The organism is Agrobacterium sp. Azo12 (assembly GCF_029193765.2).
Lineage (GTDB): Bacteria > Pseudomonadota > Alphaproteobacteria > Rhizobiales > Rhizobiaceae > Agrobacterium.
The window spans coordinates 3,320,037-3,336,478 of sequence record NZ_JARFYO020000001.1 but is presented as its reverse complement, the minus strand read 5'-3'; the positions used below and the strand labels follow the sequence as shown (position 1 = coordinate 3,336,478).

Genomic DNA, 16,442 nt, shown 5'->3' with positions numbered 1-16,442 from the left:
AAAATGCAAAAGACCCGCCCTTGTCAGGCGGGTCTTTCAATATTCGATTCAGCGGTTAATGCTTGGCGGCCTGTCGTTTACGGGCACGGGCGTTACGCGCCATCATGTTGAGAAGTTCGACCAGGGCAGAGAAAGCCATAGCTGCATAGACGTAGCCCTTCGGCACATGCATGCCCATACCTTCGGCAATCAGCGTGGTGCCGATCATGAGCAGGAAGGCGAGAGCCAGCATGACGATTGTCGGGTTGCGCTCAATGAAGTTAGCCAGCGGCGTCGCGGCTACCAGCATCACAGTCACAGCAAACACAACAGCAACGATCATGATCGGCAGATGCGGCGTCATGCCAACGGCCGTGATAATGCTGTCGACCGAAAATACGAGGTCAAGCAGCAGAATCTGAATGATTGCAGATGAGAACGTGTTGGTGACCGTTCCGCCAACCATGTCTTCCTTGTGGTCGATAGGGTCAACATTGTGGTGAATTTCCTTGGTCGCCTTCCACAGCAGGAACAGACCGCCGACGATCAGGATAATGTCTTTCCAGGAGAAGGGGTGACCGAAAACATCGAAAACCGGGTTGGTAAGCTGTACGATCCAGGCTACAGTGCCAAGCAGGCCGAGGCGCATGACAAGTGCGAGGCCAATACCGATCTTGCGGGCTTTTTCACGCTGCTCCGGTGGCAGCTTGTTGGTCAGGATCGAGATGAATATCAGGTTGTCAATGCCGAGCACGACCTCCATGACGATCAGGGTAATCAATGCCACCCAGGCAGTGGGGTCGCTCAAGAGAGGGAGAATGGTCTCCATCGGGGGGTGTTGTCCTTTCAATTGTGCAGCACTGGCAAATATACGACGCAATCATGTACGTTATAAAACGCGAGAAACAAGCGCATTTATTTCAACGATATGCCTGATTATTCGCAATTTTCGCGTTTAACGCGAAATTACGCCTGCGCAGATTTTGCCTAATGCGCTCAACTGATTTTGGTTCCGTAAGCGGCCATGAATACGCGCACGGCGCTGTTGACCACCCGGTCCAGTTCCTGCTGCGGCACGTCACCATTAATTTCACCAAACAGGCGAAGTTTGAAAAACGGACCTGACGACAGTTCGATATATTGCCGGGCGGCCAATTCGATATCGTCGACCTGCAAGTTTCCAAGCTTCACATGATGTTCGATGAAATCCTGTAGCACGCTTTTGATGTTGACTGGTGAACTGGCGAAAAAACGCTTCGCGAGGCCTGGCATGCGGTCAATAACGCCAATCACAGAACGCATAGCAGGTATGACTTCAGAGCAGGTCATCTGTCGGGAAAAGGTGAAGCCGAACTTCTTGAGTCCTTCTTCAACCGCTTGTTCCCCCGCCAGCACATCACGCATGGCTTCGGCAAAACGGGTACGGTGCCGGTCGATCAGGGCCGCAAAAAGATCTTCCTTATTTGCGAAGTAAACATAGATCGTACCCTTGGAAACGCCTGCTTCGCGGGTAATATCGTTCATGCTGGCAGCATCAAAGCCAAGTTTGCGGAAAACAATCCAGGCGCCATCGAGGATCTGTTCGCGCTTTGCAGGATCTTCTCCCGCCGCGAAACGCCCGGTGGTGACCGGCGTTCCAGATGTCTCCATGTCTTCTTGCGTGCTCACACTCTTATCCCTGTTTGAAATTTTGATTCCCGTCAAATCGAACTGTTTGGTTCGATGCCCTCTTGATATGTGTCATGAAAAGCTTTATGTCAATCGAACCGAACGGTTCAGTTCAATAAAATTATATCCTACATGGTGGTGAGCACATGTCTGCCCAGAACACAGGCGCGGTACGCGCGGTCAATACAAATGAGGGCGCAGATGAAACGGCGCGTAAAGATGATGCGGTAGAAACCACATCTCAGACACCTGCGCCGCCACAGGATGCGCCACAGCAGAAGAAGGCAAAGCGTCGCTCGCCTATTTTGCCTGTGTTGGCAATTGCCGTGCTGGCCGGTGCCGGCTGGTATGGTTACCAGTGGTGGACCGATGGCCGTTTCCTCATCTCAACCGATGATGCCTATATCGAAGGTGACATTGCGATCATTTCGCCTAAGGTTTCCGGTTACGTGAACAAGGTCCATGTCGTCGACAATCAGGAAGTCAAGGCTGGTGATCCGCTCGTCACTCTGGATGATGGCGATTATCGAATCGCGCTTGAACAAGCCGAAGCGCAGGTTCGTACCCAGGAGCTGTCGTTGTCGCGTATCGATGCACAGCTTGCAGGTGCCAAGGCTGCTCTGCAGCAGGCCGAAGCACAGAAGGGTGCGCTTGACGCAGCCCTGCGCGGCGCGGAAATCAACCAGAAGCGCGCCAACGAGTTGCAAGCCAAGGATGTTGGTACGGTTGCCTCTGCAGATAATGCACAGGTCGCGCTTGATCAGGCTGCCGCAAATGCTGTTGCCGGTGCGGCCAGCATCGAATCCGCCAAAGCCAATATATCTCTGCTCGCAGCGCAGAGAAACGAAGCTGAAAGCACCATCCGTTCGCTGGTTCTGGCCAAGGACAAGGCTCAACGTGACCTTAGCTTTACAGTGTTGAAGGCGCCGTATGATGGTGTCATCGGCAATGTGGCTGTTCAGGTGGGTGATCTCGTCTCAAGCGGCAAGCGGCTTGCAGCCCTGGTGCCTATGAACGACCTCTACATTGATGCGAACTTCAAGGAAACGCAGATCGCCAAGGTCGAGCCGGGTTCCAAGGTGCGTATCCATGTGGATGCGCTTGGTAAGCAGGATATTATCGGCACGGTCCAGTCGATCTCGCCTGCTTCCGGCTCGGTGTTTTCCATGCTGCCACCTGAAAATGCCACCGGTAACTTCACCAAGGTTATCCAGCGCGTGCCTGTTCGTATCGCTTTCTCTGCCGAAGATCTTGCAAAGCATAATCTTCGTGCCGGTTTGAGTGTTGTCGTGGACGTGGATACACGCACTGCACCTGACAACAATGCGGTAGCGCAGAAGTAAGCGCGAAAGGCTCGCATCATGACGGAAGCGGTCATCCGAGGCGGCAATGCAGTTGCCGCGTCCGATCCCCCCATGGATAAAAAGCGGCTCATTGCCTTCTTTGCCATGGTCGTGGGCATGTTCATGTCCATTCTGGACATCCAGATTGTGTCTGCCTCTCTCGCGGAAATCCAGGCCGGCCTTGGTGCCGGCTCGGATGAAATCGCCTGGGTGCAGACGTCTTACCTGATCGCTGAAGTTATCATGATCCCGCTGTCGGGCACGCTGGCGCGTATCCTGTCAACGCGGGTGCTGTTCAGCATGTGTGCAGCAGGTTTTACCCTGTCGAGCGCATTGTGCGCCACGGCCACCAACATCGACCAGATGATCGTGTACCGCGCCATTCAGGGCTTTATCGGCGGTGGCATGATCCCTTCGGTGTTTGCGGCAGCTTTCACCATTTTTCCGCCGTCCAAGCGTAGCATCGTGTCTCCGATCATTGGTCTGGTGGCAACACTTGCGCCGACCATCGGTCCGACGGTGGGTGGTTATCTCAGCCACGCCATGTCCTGGCACTGGTTGTTCCTCGTCAACGTTGTGCCGGGTATCATCGTCACCTTGCTGACCTGGAGCCTGATCGACTTCGACAAGCCCGAAAAGTCACTTTGGAAGAAGTTTGACTGGTGGGGTCTGCTGGCTATGGGCGTGTTCCTCGGTTCGCTGGAATATGTGCTCGAGGAAGGCAACAACAAGGACTGGTTCAACGATGAACATATCGTTGTCGGTTCGATTGCCATGACCATCGGTGCGGTGGTGTTTTTCTGGAGAGCGTTCAAGGTCGAATTCCCGATCGTGGATTTGCGGGCATTCACCGACCGAAACTTCTCGATTGGTTCACTGTTCTCATTCGTGATGGGGGTTGGCCTTTACGGTCTGACCTACCTCTACCCGCTCTATCTCGGACGCATCCGTGGTTACGACTCGCTGATGATCGGTGAAACGATGTTCGTGTCCGGTCTTGCGATGTTCTTTACTGCACCGGTTGCCGGCATGTTGTCCAACAAGCTCGATCCGCGTGTGATGATGGGTATTGGCTTCCTTGGTTTTGCCACCGGCACCTATATGATGACCGGCATTACCTCGGACTGGGATTTCTACGAACTGCTTGTTCCGCAGATCCTGCGCGGTTGCTCGCTGATGATGTGCATGGTGCCGATCAACAACATTGCTCTCGGTACGTTGCCGCCGCAGCGTATCAAGAACGCGTCGGGCCTGTTCAACCTCACCCGTAACCTTGGTGGTGCGGTTGGTCTGGCCATAATCAACACCATGCTGACACAGCGCACGGATGAACATTATGCGCGTCTGTCGGAGCATGTGAACTTCAAAAATCCGGAAGCGTTGGATTGGTTGAGCAGTGTAGGTGCGAACTATGACAGCTATGGTCTGGATGGCGCTTCAGTCGCCTTCAAGAAGCTGGCGGGCATGGTAACGCAACAGGCATGGCTGCTGTCATTTGCCGATGTGTTCATGGCCTTGACAGTGCTGTTCTGCTTCCTGGTGACGCTGACGTTGCTGATACGCAAGCCATCTGCTGCACCGCCTGCAGGCAGCGGCCACTAACGATTTTCCCTATCCACCGCCGAGGCCGCCAGAAATGGCGGCCTTTTTCATTTTACGTTTAAAGATGATAGCTGCCGTCCGCTATTTTTTGATTTACGTACCTCAAATTTGGGAATAGAAGGGCTGTCGGAGGACGGAAATGAAGCCAACAGTTCACGACATTGCTGCGAAGGCGGGTGTGAGCCTTGCCACGGTTGACCGTGTGGTCAACCTCCGTTCCGGTGTACGGGAAGTGACCAAGGCGCGTGTGGAAGCAGCCATCGCCGAGCTGGGTTACGTGCGTGATGTCGCCGCTGCCAATCTGGCGCGCAGCCGCGTTTATCCACTGGTTTTCATTTTGCCAAACAATGACAACTCCTTCATGCAGGCATTGCGGGATGAGGTGCGTGCAGCGATTTCACGTGGCCCCTCGGAACGCGCCGAAATTACGCTGCTTGAAATTCCCCCATTTGATGCAGCCGCACTTGTTGCTGCGCTGGAAACCGCGCGGGCTGACATGCCGGCCGGCGTTGCGTTTGTTGCCGTTGAGGGTGACGCGGTGCGTCAGGCGGTTGCGGCACTGTCGGATGACGGCATAGCGACAGTGACAATCGTTTCGGACCTCTCCGGTTCAAAACGCGACCACTATGCCGGTGTCGACAATATTGCTGCCGGCAAGACGGCGGCCAGCCTGCTTGGGCGTTTTGCCAATCCGTCGGCCAACAAGATCGCTGTGCTGGCCGGTTCACTTATGGTGCGCGATCACCGCGAGCGCGTCGACGGTTTCATGTCGGTGATGGGATCAGAGTTTCCGCAGCTGGAAATTCTGCCGGTTCTCGAAGGGCGTGATGATGTTGCGACGGTTGAAAAGCTGGTGCGCGATACACTTGCCCAACATGCAGATATTGGCGGTGTTTACAGCCTCGGTGCCGGTAACAGAGGTCTTATCCGGGCGCTGGAAAACCTGCCGCAATCGCGTGGCAGACCGGCGGTCATTGCCCACGAGCTGAGCACCCACACCACTGCGGCGCTCAAGGCCGGGCTTATCGACGCCGTTCTCAATCAGGATGCCGGACATGAGGTGCGTAGCAGCATTCGTGTGCTCAAGGCCAAGGCTGACAAGGTAGGAGTGATTGCGGCACAAGAACGCATTCGCCTCGACATATTCATGCGAGATAATTTGCCGTGATTGCAAATCCGTCTCACCGTATTTTCATGGAGGAATAACATGTATCTTGGTCTCGATTTGGGGACGTCTGGCGTCAAGGCGCTGCTGATTGATGGCAACCAGCGTATTATCGGTTCTGCCAATGGCGCACTTGAGGTGTCCCGGCCTCATTCCGGTTGGTCGGAGCAGAACCCTGCAGACTGGATCAAGGCAAGTGAAACGGCAATTGCCGGATTGAAGGCTTCCCATGCCAAGGAACTTGCTGCCGTGAAAGGCATTGGCCTGTCCGGGCAAATGCATGGTGCAACCCTTGTTGATGCGGCCGGTGCGGTGCTTCGTCCCTGCATTCTATGGAATGACACGCGCTCTTATGCCGAGGCTGCCAAGTTGGATGCTGACCCAAGGTTCCGCAAGCTGACCGGCAATATCGTGTTCCCAGGCTTTACCGCGCCAAAGCTGGCATGGGTTGCCAAACATGAACCGGAGATTTTTGCCAAGGTCGCCAAGGTTTTGCTGCCGAAGGATTATCTGCGCCTCTGGCTGACCGGTGAATATATCTCCGAAATGTCGGATTCTGCCGGCACGTCATGGCTTGATACCGGTGCTCGCAAGTGGTCGGCAGAATTGCTGGATGTGACTGGCCTTAGCGAAAGCCTTATGCCTTCGCTGGTGGAAGGCACTGAGCAGGCTGGTAAACTGCGCGGCGAGCTTGCATCTGCTTGGGGCATGAGCGATGTCGTGGTTGCCGGTGGCGCCGGTGACAATGCTGCATCGGCTTGCGGCATGGGTACGGTATCGGAAGGCGCTGCTTTCGTTTCGCTTGGTACTTCAGGCGTCTTGTTTGCGGCCAACGGCAGCTATCTGCCCAAGCCGGAAAGTGCCGTACATGCGTTTTGCCACGCCTTGCCAAACACCTGGCACCAGATGGGCGTGATCCTGTCGGCAACCGATGCCCTTAACTGGTATTCCGGCATTGCAGGCAAATCTGCAGCCGAACTGACCACAGAGCTGGGCAACAGCCTTAAGGCACCAAGCGGCGTGACATTTGCACCTTATCTGTCTGGCGAGCGCACACCACACAATGACGCGGTCATTCGTGGTGCCTTTATCGGTCTTGGTCATGAAAGTGACCGTTCGGTCTTGACGCAGGCGGTACTTGAAGGTGTCAGCTTTGCCATCCGTGACAATCTGGAAGCGTTGAAATCGGCCGGTACAAGCATCTCGCGCGTCACGGCCATTGGCGGCGGTTCACGCTCGGAATACTGGCTGGCGTCGATTGCAACGGCCCTTGATGTGCCGGTTGATATTCCCGCCGATGGTGATTTTGGTGCTGCCTTCGGTGCCGCACGTCTTGGTCTTATTGCGGCCACGGGCACCGACCCGGTTGCCGTGTGCACGGCGCCGCAGACCGCTAGAACCATCGAGCCTGTCTCGGCACTTAGCGGTGCCTACGATGCTGCCTATCAGCGTTACCGCGAGCTCTACCCGGCCATTCGCCAACTCGCGCACTAACATCCCGTTTTCTTCCGGCGCAAGCCGGGGGTCTACTTTCATTGACAGAGGTTAGATTTCAGGAGGAATACCCATGTCGACAGGCTTTTTCGGTGATATCACCAAAATCAAATATGAAGGACCGGACAGCACAAATCCGCTGGCGTTTCGTCATTACAATGCGGACGAGATCGTGGCTGGCAAACGCATGGAAGATCACCTGCGTTTTGCGGTGGCCTACTGGCACACATTCACATGGCCAGGTGGGGATCCGTTCGGTGGCCAGACATTTGAGCGCCCATGGTTTTCCGACACAATGGATGCGGCAAAACTGAAGGCTGATGTTGCCTTTGAGTTTTTCTCGCTGCTGGGTACACCGTTTTATTGCTTCCACGATGCGGACGTTCGCCCGGAAGGCAACAGCTTTGCGGAGAACACCCGTAACCTCAACGAGATCGTTGACCACTTTGAGAAGAAGCAGGCGGAAACCGGCGTCAAGCTTTTGTGGGGTACTGCTAACCTGTTCTCGCACCGCCGTTACATGTCGGGCGCTTCGACCAATCCGGATCCGGATGTGTTTGCATTCTCGGCTGCGACGGTCAAAACCTGCCTCGATGCTACCAAGCGACTGGGCGGTGCCAACTATGTTCTGTGGGGCGGACGCGAGGGATATGAAACCCTGCTGAATACCGACCTGTCGCGCGAACTCGACCAGATGGGCCGGTTCCTCAACCTTGTCGTCGAATACAAGTACAAGATTGGCTTTGAAGGCACGATCCTGATCGAGCCGAAGCCGCAGGAGCCAACCAAACATCAGTATGATTATGATGTGGCAACGGTTTATGCCTTCCTGCAGCGTCATGGCCTGGAAAAAGAAGTCAAGGTCAACATCGAGCAGGGCCACGCGATCCTTGCGGGCCATTCCTTCGAACACGAACTGGCCATGGCAAATGCCTTCGGCATTTTCGGTTCGATCGACATGAACCGCAATGATTACCAGTCCGGTTGGGATACCGACCAGTTCCCGAACAACGTGCCGGAAATGGCGCTGGCTTATTACCATGTTCTTGCCGGTGGTGGCTTCCAGAACGGTGGCACCAACTTCGATTCCAAGCTGCGTCGCCAGTCGCTTGATCCGGCTGATCTGCTGATCGGTCATATCGGCGGCATTGATTGCTGCGCCCGTGGCCTGAAGGCTGCTGCCAAGATGATTGAAGATGGCGCGCTGTCGAAGCCGCTTTCGGACCGTTATTCAAAGTGGGATTCTCCTTCGGCGCAAAAGATGCTGCGTGGCGAGTTGAAGCTGGATGAGATTGCTGCTCTGGTCGAGCGTGACAATATCAATCCTCAGCCGAAGTCGGGTCGCCAAGAATATCTCGAAAACGTCGTAAATCGTTACGTTTAAAACGGCCGAAAAGCTTTATGTAAAAAAGCTGATGAAAGGCGGGGATCAATCCCCGCCTTTTTTGTTGCTAACTCGCTGCATTTGCACCAAATCCCTGTCGTAAAAGTTTTGTATGATTTAACTGAAACGTTGCAGTAGGCGATGATTTGCCTTTATACCTTGCAAACACCTGTCCAGGGCAGGACCAAAACCCGATACTTAACGGGCCAAATTATTCAGGAGGAGACGGAATGATCGATCCCAAGGTGCTTGCAACACGCTTTCCCGGTGATTTTCTGTTTGGTGTCGCGACGGCATCCTTCCAGATTGAAGGAGCATCCAAGGCAGATGGTCGCAAACCTTCGATTTGGGATGCTTTTTGCAACATGCCGGGCCACGTTTATGGTCGCCACAATGGTGACGTTGCCTGCGATCATTACAACCGTCTGGATGCCGATCTCGATCTCATAAAAAATATGGGTGTCGAGGCGTACCGTTTCTCTATTGCATGGCCACGTATCATTCCTGATGGCACCGGTCCGGTCAATGAAAGAGGGCTGGATTTTTATGACCGTCTGGTTGACGGCTGCAAGGCGAGGGGCATCAAAACCTATGCCACACTTTACCACTGGGATCTGCCGTTGACCCTGATGGGTGATGGCGGCTGGACGGCGCGTTCCACCGCCTATGCCTTCCAGCGCTACGCCCGCACGGTGATGGAACGACTGGGCGACCGGCTGGACGCTGTTGCCACCTTTAACGAGCCATGGTGCTCGGTATGGCTTAGCCATCTCTACGGCATTCACGCGCCGGGTGAGCGCAACATGGACGCCGCACTGGCGGCGATGCATTACACCAATCTTGCCCACGGTCTTGGCGTACAGACCTGCCGGGATGTTGCGCCCAACGTGCCGGTCGGTTTGGTACTGAACGCACATTCGGTCATTGCTGCTTCCGACAGTGCGGCGGACAAGGCGGCAGCCGAGCGGGCATTCCAGTTCCATAATGGTGTGTTTTTTGGCCCTGTATTCAAGGGTGAATATCCCTCGGATTTCGTTGAGGCGCTGGGTGACCGCATGCCGGTTGTCGAAGAGGGCGATCTCACCATCATCAACCAGAAACTCGATTGGTGGGGATTGAATTATTACACACCAATGCGGGTTGCCGCTGATCCCGATCCATCAGCTGAATTCCCAGCCACGGTTGAAGCACCTTTCGTCAACGATGTGACGACCGATATCGGTTGGGAGGTCTATTCTCCGGCCCTGCATTCGTTGGTAGAGGAGCTTTATCGCCGTTATGAATTGCCCGATTGTTACATCACCGAGAACGGTGCCTGCTACAATATGGGTGTTGAAAATGGTGAGGTCGATGACCAGCCGCGCCTTGATTATTACGCTGACCACCTGTCGGTGGTTGCCGATCTGATCAAGGATGGTTACCCGATGCGCGGTTATTTTGCCTGGAGCCTGATGGACAATTTTGAATGGGCGCAGGGTTATCGCATGCGCTTCGGCCTTGTGCATGTCGATTATGACACGCAGGTCCGGACCATCAAAAAAAGCGGCAAATGGTACTCGTCGCTGGCGGCCGAATTTCCGAAGGGCAATCACAAAAAGGCAGCCTTGTAGTTTTCGGTGATTACCTTGAGGTGCCTGCTTGCAGTTGTGGACTGGCGCCCTATGTGTAGCGGGTTTCAAAATGAAACCTGCACGCTTGCCTCATGGCTGCGTCAGTGATCCTCCCAAGGAGACTGCTTTGCTTATTGAAAAACTGAACTGGCGTTATGCCACCAAAAAGATGGACCCTTCCAAGCCGGTAACGGAAGATAAGGTTGCCCGTATTTTGGAGGCTGCCCGTCTTGCCCCGACATCCAGCGGTTTGCAGCCGTTTGAAATTATCGTCGTTACCAATCCTGAAGTGCGTGCGAAGATCCAGGAAATCGCCTGGAACCAGGCCCAGATTACCGATGGTTCGCACCTCCTGGTTTTTGCCGCGTGGGACAACTACACCGCTGAGCGCATCAACGGCATGTTCGATCTCGTCAATAAAGAGCGCGGCATCAAGAACGAAGGTTGGGAGAACTATCGCCAGATGCTCCTGAACATGTATCCCCCACGCGATGCTCAGGTGAACTTCGAACACGCTGCACGTCAGGCCTATATCGGGTTCGGCATGGCGCTTGCTCAGGCTGCGTTTGAAGGCGTGGACTCGACACCAATGGAAGGTTTCGATCCGGACAAGCTGGATGAGATTTTGGGCCTGCGTGAGAAGGGCCTGCGCTCGGTTACCATTCTGCCACTTGGCTACCGCAAGGAAGATGGTGATTGGCTGGTGAACCTCAAAAAGGTCCGTCGCCCGAACGATCAGTTCATTTCTTCGGTAAAGTAATCACTTTACGGCCAAAACTGCGGAAAATTTTCCTGAAACTGCCTTTCAGTTGAAAAATTTTCCCTGTCAAAAGGTGTCGCATACAGGCATGTTTGGGGCACCTAAGAAAGTCGATAACGACTTTGGTGTGAAAGCAGAATAAAATGACACGGACTATGTGCTGTAATCGAATGTGCTTCGTGATTGCGTAACGACACGCACTGAATGCACGGGTGACTTATCTTGCGAGCATCGTTGATGCTGTAAAAATGGCAGGACAGACACCAAAAAACGCAGAATCCTTTATTTCAGCCGGAATTGATTTAAAGAGATACGCACAACAGACATTATCCGTAGAGTTATCCATGAGTTTCCAATTGACAGCGGGCAGCACCGCTCAGCAACCACCAGCACATGCTGATGCCATGGTTGTGTTTGAAAATGTCACCAAACGTTTTGGCGGCCAAAACGGCGAAGCGGCGTTTACCGCACTCGGCGGTGTGGACCTTTCTGTTCCGCGCGGCTCCATTACCGGCATCATCGGGCGCTCAGGCGCTGGTAAATCCACACTGATCCGGCTCGTCAACGGCCTGGAGACGCTGACATCCGGTCGCGTTCTGGTCGATGGCGTTGATGTTAGCAGGCTGGATGAACAGGGGCTGCGCCAGTTGCGCCGCTCGATCGGCATGATCTTCCAGCATTTCAACCTGCTGGCTTCGCGCACCGCGTACGACAACGTGGCGCTGCCGCTGGAGATTGCCGGTGTCAGCCGCCAGGATATCAAAAAGAAAGTTCAGCCTTTGCTTGAACTTGTCGGACTTGGCGACAAAGCCAACCGCTATCCGGCGGAACTGTCCGGCGGTCAAAAGCAGCGTGTCGGCATTGCCCGCGCTCTGGCAACCGAGCCCAAGCTGTTGCTATCAGATGAAGCGACTTCGGCGCTCGATCCTGAAACCACCCAGTCCATTCTTGAACTTCTCCAGAAGATCAATTCGGAACTGAACCTTACGGTGCTTCTCATCACCCATGAAATGGAAGTGGTGAAAACAATCGCGTCGCAGGTTGCCGTTATCGACAAGGGTCTGATCGTCGAAAGTGGTCGCACCTTTGATGTGTTCACGGCTGCCAAGCATGAAACCACCCGCAGCCTGTTGTCATCTTCGATCGGTGCGAAGCTGCCTGAATGGATTAGCGGTGTGCTGAAACCGCAACCGGACAGCGGTGACCGCGTTCTGGTGCGATTGATCTTCTTTGGTGCGACAGCCTTCCAGCCGCTGACGGCAAGACTGGTCAGCGAAATCGGTGCGGATGTGAATATTCTGGCCGGCACGATCGAGGAAATTGCAGGCGAACCATTTGGTTCACTGGTGGTTTCCTACCCAGCAACACCTGAAACAATTTCCCGCGCTGACCGCCTTTATGCGGAAACCGGACTTGCCACGGAGGTGCTCGGCTATGTCGCCTGATATACTCTTTGTCCTTCTGTGGAAGGGACTTTTACAGACATTGCACATGGTGGCGATCTCCGGTCTGGTCGGGTCGCTTGTGGGCCTGCCGATCGGCATTTTCCTGGCGACCAGCGGCAAAGGCGAGCTTTTTGAAGCGCCGATCACCAACCGTATCGTTGGTTTGATCGTCAATGCCGCCCGCTCTACGCCGTTCATCATTCTGGTGGTGGCCATCATTCCATTTACCCGCCTTGTTGCCGGTACCTCCATTGGTACTTCGGCAGCCATCGTTCCGCTCACGGTTGCGACCATTCCATTTGTTGCCCGTTTGGTGGAAGCGGCGATCCGCGAAGTCGACAAGGGTCTGGTGGAAGCGGCGCGCGCCATGGGTGCCACACCGGTGCAGATCGTTACCAAGGTTTTGCTGGCCGAAGCCAAGCCCGGCATTACGCTGGCGCTTACCCTAACCCTGGTCAGCCTGATCGGTTACTCGGCCATGGTCGGTGCTGTCGGTGGCGGTGGTCTTGGTGACCTTGGCATTCGCTATGGATATCAACGTTTTATGCCGGAAGTGATGCTTGCCGTTGTCGCAGTGCTGATCGTTCTGGTGCAGCTGGTTCAAAGTGCGGGCGACAGGCTTGCCCGCCATTTCGACAAGCGTAATCGTAAAAACTAACAAGCAATAACAATCTACCCCAAGGAGACTGACATGAAAAAACTGATTATCGCAGCTTCCCTCGCTGCCCTGTTTTCCACCGGCAGCGCGCTGGCTGAAACCATCAAGATCGGTGTAACGCCGGGCGAACATGCCAAGATCATGGAAGTGGTAAAGGAAGTGGCTGCCAAGAAGGATCTCGACCTCGAAATTCTCGAATTCTCTGATTATGTTGTTCCGAACCAGGCGCTGAACGATGGCGAACTGAACGCCAACTCCTTCCAGCACCAGCCATATCTCGACAACCAGGTTGCCGACCGCAAGTTCGACCTCGTCAGCGTTGGCACAACCATCACCACTCCAATGGGCGTTTACTCCAAGAAGGTAAAGAGCCTGGACGAACTGAAGGACGGCGCGACAATTGGCATTCCGAACGACCCGACCAATGGCGGCCGCGCTCTGCTGGTTCTGGCCTCCAAGGGCCTGATCAAGGTCAAGGAAGAAGCTGGTCTCAAAGTAACGCCTGCTGACGTTATCGAAAACCCTAAGAACCTGCAGTTTGCAGAATTGGATGCTGCCCAGTTGCCACGCGCGCTTGATGATACCGATGCTTCAGTCATCAACACCAACTACGCTTCGCAGGGTGGCCTTAATCCGAAGACCGATGCTATCGCCATTGAAAGCGAAAAGTCGCCTTACGCCAACATCATCGTTGTGCGCACTGCCGACAAGGACCAGCCATGGGTAAAAACTCTGGTTGAATCCTACCAGAGCCCGGAAGTGAAGGCTTACATCACCGACGAATTCAAGGGCACGGTTATCCCTTCCTGGTAAGCCTTTTACCGCAGAATTCCTGAAGACGATGAGCCTCCCTCGTGAAAGCGTGGGAGGCTTTTTGCTGCCTTATCAACGCCACGTCACCGACTACAGTTTCGTACCTGTGTTTTTTTAGGGGGGTGGCCGGTCACAGATTTAATATCTTTTGAATAATTTCCCCGGAAAGTGTTGTTTTCTCGAAGGGAATTGCATGCGGACCAAACCGCGAAACGTCGTGAATACATCGCAAAGAGAGTGGCGTCGCATCGTCACTGCTCTCCTTGCTGCTTTGGCCGTTATTGTAACAGTCGTCACGATGCTCGTTTTGTCCGCTCTGAACGACGTTGCCCAGAACACCAACAAGCTGGATGAGGAACGTTCACGCGAAACCATTACCGGTGCGTTGGAGACGTTTCAGGCGCAGTTGGGTGCAACGCTAAACGACTATGCTGCCTGGGATGATGCTGCCCAGTTTGTTTATGCTGCCAATGGCCACGACTGGGTTGTCAGCAACTACGGCGATATGACTGTCAACAGCGAGCTGTTTGATACGGCGCTGGTGATTGACGAAAATAACCGTGTTCAGATGTTTTATCAGTTTGGGCAGCCGGTTCTGCGTTCTCCGCAGGAACTGTTCCCGACCGGTCTGACAGAGCTGCTCAAGACTGTGCGGCAGATACCTTTCGGCCAGAACCCAGAGGCGACCGGCTTTGTCCAATCGGACCGCGGCATTACCGTTATCGGCGCAGCACTCATCCGCCCCAAGATGGCACTTGACGTTCCCGCTGGTGAGACACGTCGTTATCTGGTGTTCGCCCGTCATCTGGACACCGCCAAGATCAAGCGCCTGTCGAAAACCTATGTTGTCGATGGTCTGCAATTACGTAAAGCCAACTTTGACGCTCGCTATTTTGTGAACATCTTCAGCCCGCAAGGTGAGGTGCTTGGCAAATTGACCTGGCGTTCGCGTGCCCCTGGTGATGTCAGCTTCCGGGAGGTGCGTCCGACCGTTCTTCTGGCTGTGGTAATTGCCGGCCTGTTTTTCCTGACGCTGTTTTTTGTCGGCTCAAAAATTATTGGACGTATCAAGACTGATGAGGCGCACGCCAAGGAAGAGGCGCTGCGGGATCGTCTCAGCGGCCTTTATAACCGCGCCGGACTTTTCCAGCGGCTTGAGCAGATGGTTGCCAAGGCCCGCCTAGGGTCCGATGAGGTCAACCTTCTCTATCTCGATCTGGATGGTTTCAAGGAAGTCAACGATTCCTACGGACACGGAACGGGTGACCGTCTGATCAAGGGCGTTGCTGCCGGCCTGAAGATGCTGGTGCCGCAGGACGCGGTTCTTGCGCGTCTGGGCGGCGATGAATTTGCTGTTGCCATCAACGGGCCCTATTCTAAGCAGCAGTGCCTTGATCTCTGTGAGGCCTGTCTGTTGCTGTTTTCCGAACCATTCGTGATTGGTGAGCGCGTGGCAACGATCGGCTGTAGCATTGGCGTTGCGACCTCCGAGCGCGGGGAGGTTGACGGCGAGGAATTGCTGAGACGCGCCGATATGGCGATGTATGAAGCCAAAGAAAATGGCCGCGGTCGCTGGGTCTCCTATCATGCGCAGTTGGATACCGAACGCGAAGACCGCAACATGCTGGAAGCGGATTTGCGTCGTGCGATTGAAAAAGATGAATTGACGGTCGTTTTCCAACCTGTCGTCAGTGCAAAAAGCCGCCGCATCACGGGGGTCGAGGCCCTGGTGCGCTGGAACCGTGATGGGCACGGTCCTGTGTCTCCAGAGGTGTTTATCCCGGTCGCGGAAACCAGCGGTCTTATCGACCAGTTGGGTCTAATCGTGTTGCGCAAAGCCTGCATGACCGCCCGACGCTGGCCAGAGATCAAACTGTCGGTGAATATCTCTCCGGTTCAGTTCAGAAATCCGTCCTTCTCAACATCTGTGCATGATGTGTTGCGTCAAACCCAGATGGAGCCGGAGCGGCTACGCTTGGAGATGACAGAAGGTTATTTCATCCAGCATCCTGAACGTGCCAGCTTTGTCATCGAGAAGCTGAAGGCTCTTGGTGTTCAGATTGCGCTGGATGATTTTGGCGCAGGTTTTGCCAGTGTCGGATATCTGCGCCGTTTCGGTTTTAATAGAATGAAGATTGATCGCTCTCTGGTGGCGGCTCTGGAGAATGGTGGCCGTTCGCTTGACATGCTGGAAGCGACCGTAGCGTTGGCGCGCTCGCTGGAAATTCCTGTCACGGCTGAAGGCGTGGAAAGCGTCGAGCAGGCATCCATTCTGCAATTATGCGGTTGCGACGAATTGCAGGGATATCTGTTCTCAAAGCCGGTTTCGCCAGAAGAGGTAACTTTGCTGTTGGAACGCCAGAAGGCAACCTTGCCCCGTGACGAGCAAAGGGCATTTGGCTGAGCGGCTTTGCGTGTATTCAGCCTGCCTGTTTCCGGGACGATCAAATTCCAAAAGACAAGGGCACACTGACGTTCAAATCAGTATGCCCCAGCATTTTGATATAAACCGTGTTGGCGT

13 protein-coding genes are annotated in these 16,442 nt (G+C 54.5%); 11 read left to right on the top strand and 2 right to left on the bottom strand.

The genetic code is table 11. From position 1 onward, the window contains the following. Window positions 1-55: 55 nt before the first annotated feature. Window positions 56-808 carry a TerC family protein gene (locus PYL13_RS15860; RefSeq protein WP_250982275.1) on the bottom strand — a complete coding sequence of 251 codons (753 nt, stop codon included), beginning with the start codon at window positions 806-808 and terminating at the stop codon, window positions 56-58. A 167-nt stretch (window positions 809-975) separates the two neighbouring features. Beyond that, complete coding sequence (locus PYL13_RS15855; RefSeq protein ID WP_259144703.1) at window positions 976-1,629, bottom strand: TetR/AcrR family transcriptional regulator; 654 nt, start codon at window positions 1,627-1,629, stop codon at window positions 976-978. 164 nt (window positions 1,630-1,793) lie between these two features. On the opposite strand from PYL13_RS15855, the gene PYL13_RS15850 reads away from it, so the two are divergent. From PYL13_RS15850 to PYL13_RS15800, 11 genes are all read left to right on the top strand, one after another. Beyond that, entirely contained in the window at window positions 1,794-2,990 is a 1,197-nt protein-coding gene (locus PYL13_RS15850) for an HlyD family secretion protein (RefSeq protein WP_259142494.1), read from the top strand. An 18-nt stretch (window positions 2,991-3,008) separates the two neighbouring features. Continuing rightward, window positions 3,009-4,592, top strand: a complete 1,584-nt coding sequence (locus PYL13_RS15845; RefSeq protein ID WP_275641947.1) for a DHA2 family efflux MFS transporter permease subunit — start codon at window positions 3,009-3,011, stop codon at window positions 4,590-4,592. 139 nt (window positions 4,593-4,731) lie between these two features. Next, window positions 4,732-5,760: a LacI family DNA-binding transcriptional regulator gene (locus PYL13_RS15840; RefSeq protein ID WP_250982272.1), complete on the top strand. Its 1,029-nt coding sequence runs from the start codon at window positions 4,732-4,734 to the stop codon at window positions 5,758-5,760. A 39-nt stretch (window positions 5,761-5,799) separates the two neighbouring features. Next, complete coding sequence (gene xylB, locus PYL13_RS15835) at window positions 5,800-7,251, top strand: xylulokinase (RefSeq protein ID WP_275641946.1); 1,452 nt, start codon at window positions 5,800-5,802, stop codon at window positions 7,249-7,251. A gap of 73 nt (window positions 7,252-7,324) precedes the next feature. After that, a complete protein-coding gene (gene xylA / locus PYL13_RS15830) occupies window positions 7,325-8,635 on the top strand; it encodes a xylose isomerase (protein ID WP_259142532.1) in 1,311 nt (436 codons plus the stop codon). 230 nt (window positions 8,636-8,865) lie between these two features. After that, window positions 8,866-10,245: a GH1 family beta-glucosidase gene (locus tag PYL13_RS15825; protein ID WP_275641945.1), complete on the top strand. Its 1,380-nt coding sequence runs from the start codon at window positions 8,866-8,868 to the stop codon at window positions 10,243-10,245. Window positions 10,246-10,372: 127 nt separating this feature from the next. Continuing rightward, window positions 10,373-11,005 (top strand): NAD(P)H-dependent oxidoreductase, encoded by a 633-nt coding sequence (locus PYL13_RS15820; protein WP_275641944.1) that lies wholly within the window; start codon window positions 10,373-10,375, stop codon window positions 11,003-11,005. Window positions 11,006-11,349: 344 nt separating this feature from the next. Next, a complete protein-coding gene (locus PYL13_RS15815; protein WP_275641943.1) occupies window positions 11,350-12,450 on the top strand; it encodes a methionine ABC transporter ATP-binding protein in 1,101 nt (366 codons plus the stop codon). Beyond that, window positions 12,440-13,108 (top strand): methionine ABC transporter permease, encoded by a 669-nt coding sequence (locus PYL13_RS15810; RefSeq protein ID WP_275641942.1) that lies wholly within the window; start codon window positions 12,440-12,442, stop codon window positions 13,106-13,108. Before PYL13_RS15815 ends, PYL13_RS15810 begins: the two co-directional genes overlap by 11 nt. 33 nt (window positions 13,109-13,141) lie before the next feature. After that, window positions 13,142-13,921 carry a MetQ/NlpA family ABC transporter substrate-binding protein gene (locus tag PYL13_RS15805; RefSeq protein ID WP_259142546.1) on the top strand — a complete coding sequence of 260 codons (780 nt, stop codon included), beginning with the start codon at window positions 13,142-13,144 and terminating at the stop codon, window positions 13,919-13,921. A 193-nt stretch (window positions 13,922-14,114) separates the two neighbouring features. After that, window positions 14,115-16,325 carry a bifunctional diguanylate cyclase/phosphodiesterase gene (locus tag PYL13_RS15800; RefSeq protein ID WP_275641941.1) on the top strand — a complete coding sequence of 737 codons (2,211 nt, stop codon included), beginning with the start codon at window positions 14,115-14,117 and terminating at the stop codon, window positions 16,323-16,325. Window positions 16,326-16,442: the final 117 nt, after the last annotated feature.

Excerpts from the sequence above, each read along its gene's own strand:
- PYL13_RS15860 (WP_250982275.1), bottom strand. The coding sequence starts at position 808 with ATGGAGACCATTCTCCCTCTCTTGAGCGACCCCACTGCCTGGGTGGCA.
- PYL13_RS15855 (WP_259144703.1), bottom strand. The coding sequence starts at position 1,629 with ATGGAGACATCTGGAACGCCGGTCACCACCGGGCGTTTCGCGGCGGGA.
- PYL13_RS15850 (WP_259142494.1), top strand. The coding sequence starts at position 1,794 with ATGTCTGCCCAGAACACAGGCGCGGTACGCGCGGTCAATACAAATGAG.
- PYL13_RS15845 (WP_275641947.1), top strand. The coding sequence starts at position 3,009 with ATGACGGAAGCGGTCATCCGAGGCGGCAATGCAGTTGCCGCGTCCGAT.
- PYL13_RS15840 (WP_250982272.1), top strand. The coding sequence starts at position 4,732 with ATGAAGCCAACAGTTCACGACATTGCTGCGAAGGCGGGTGTGAGCCTT.
- xylB (WP_275641946.1), top strand. The coding sequence starts at position 5,800 with ATGTATCTTGGTCTCGATTTGGGGACGTCTGGCGTCAAGGCGCTGCTG.
- xylA (WP_259142532.1), top strand. The coding sequence starts at position 7,325 with ATGTCGACAGGCTTTTTCGGTGATATCACCAAAATCAAATATGAAGGA.
- PYL13_RS15825 (WP_275641945.1), top strand. The coding sequence starts at position 8,866 with ATGATCGATCCCAAGGTGCTTGCAACACGCTTTCCCGGTGATTTTCTG.
- PYL13_RS15815 (WP_275641943.1), top strand. The coding sequence starts at position 11,350 with ATGAGTTTCCAATTGACAGCGGGCAGCACCGCTCAGCAACCACCAGCA.
- PYL13_RS15810 (WP_275641942.1), top strand. The coding sequence starts at position 12,440 with ATGTCGCCTGATATACTCTTTGTCCTTCTGTGGAAGGGACTTTTACAG.
- PYL13_RS15805 (WP_259142546.1), top strand. The coding sequence starts at position 13,142 with ATGAAAAAACTGATTATCGCAGCTTCCCTCGCTGCCCTGTTTTCCACC.
- PYL13_RS15800 (WP_275641941.1), top strand. The coding sequence starts at position 14,115 with ATGCGGACCAAACCGCGAAACGTCGTGAATACATCGCAAAGAGAGTGG.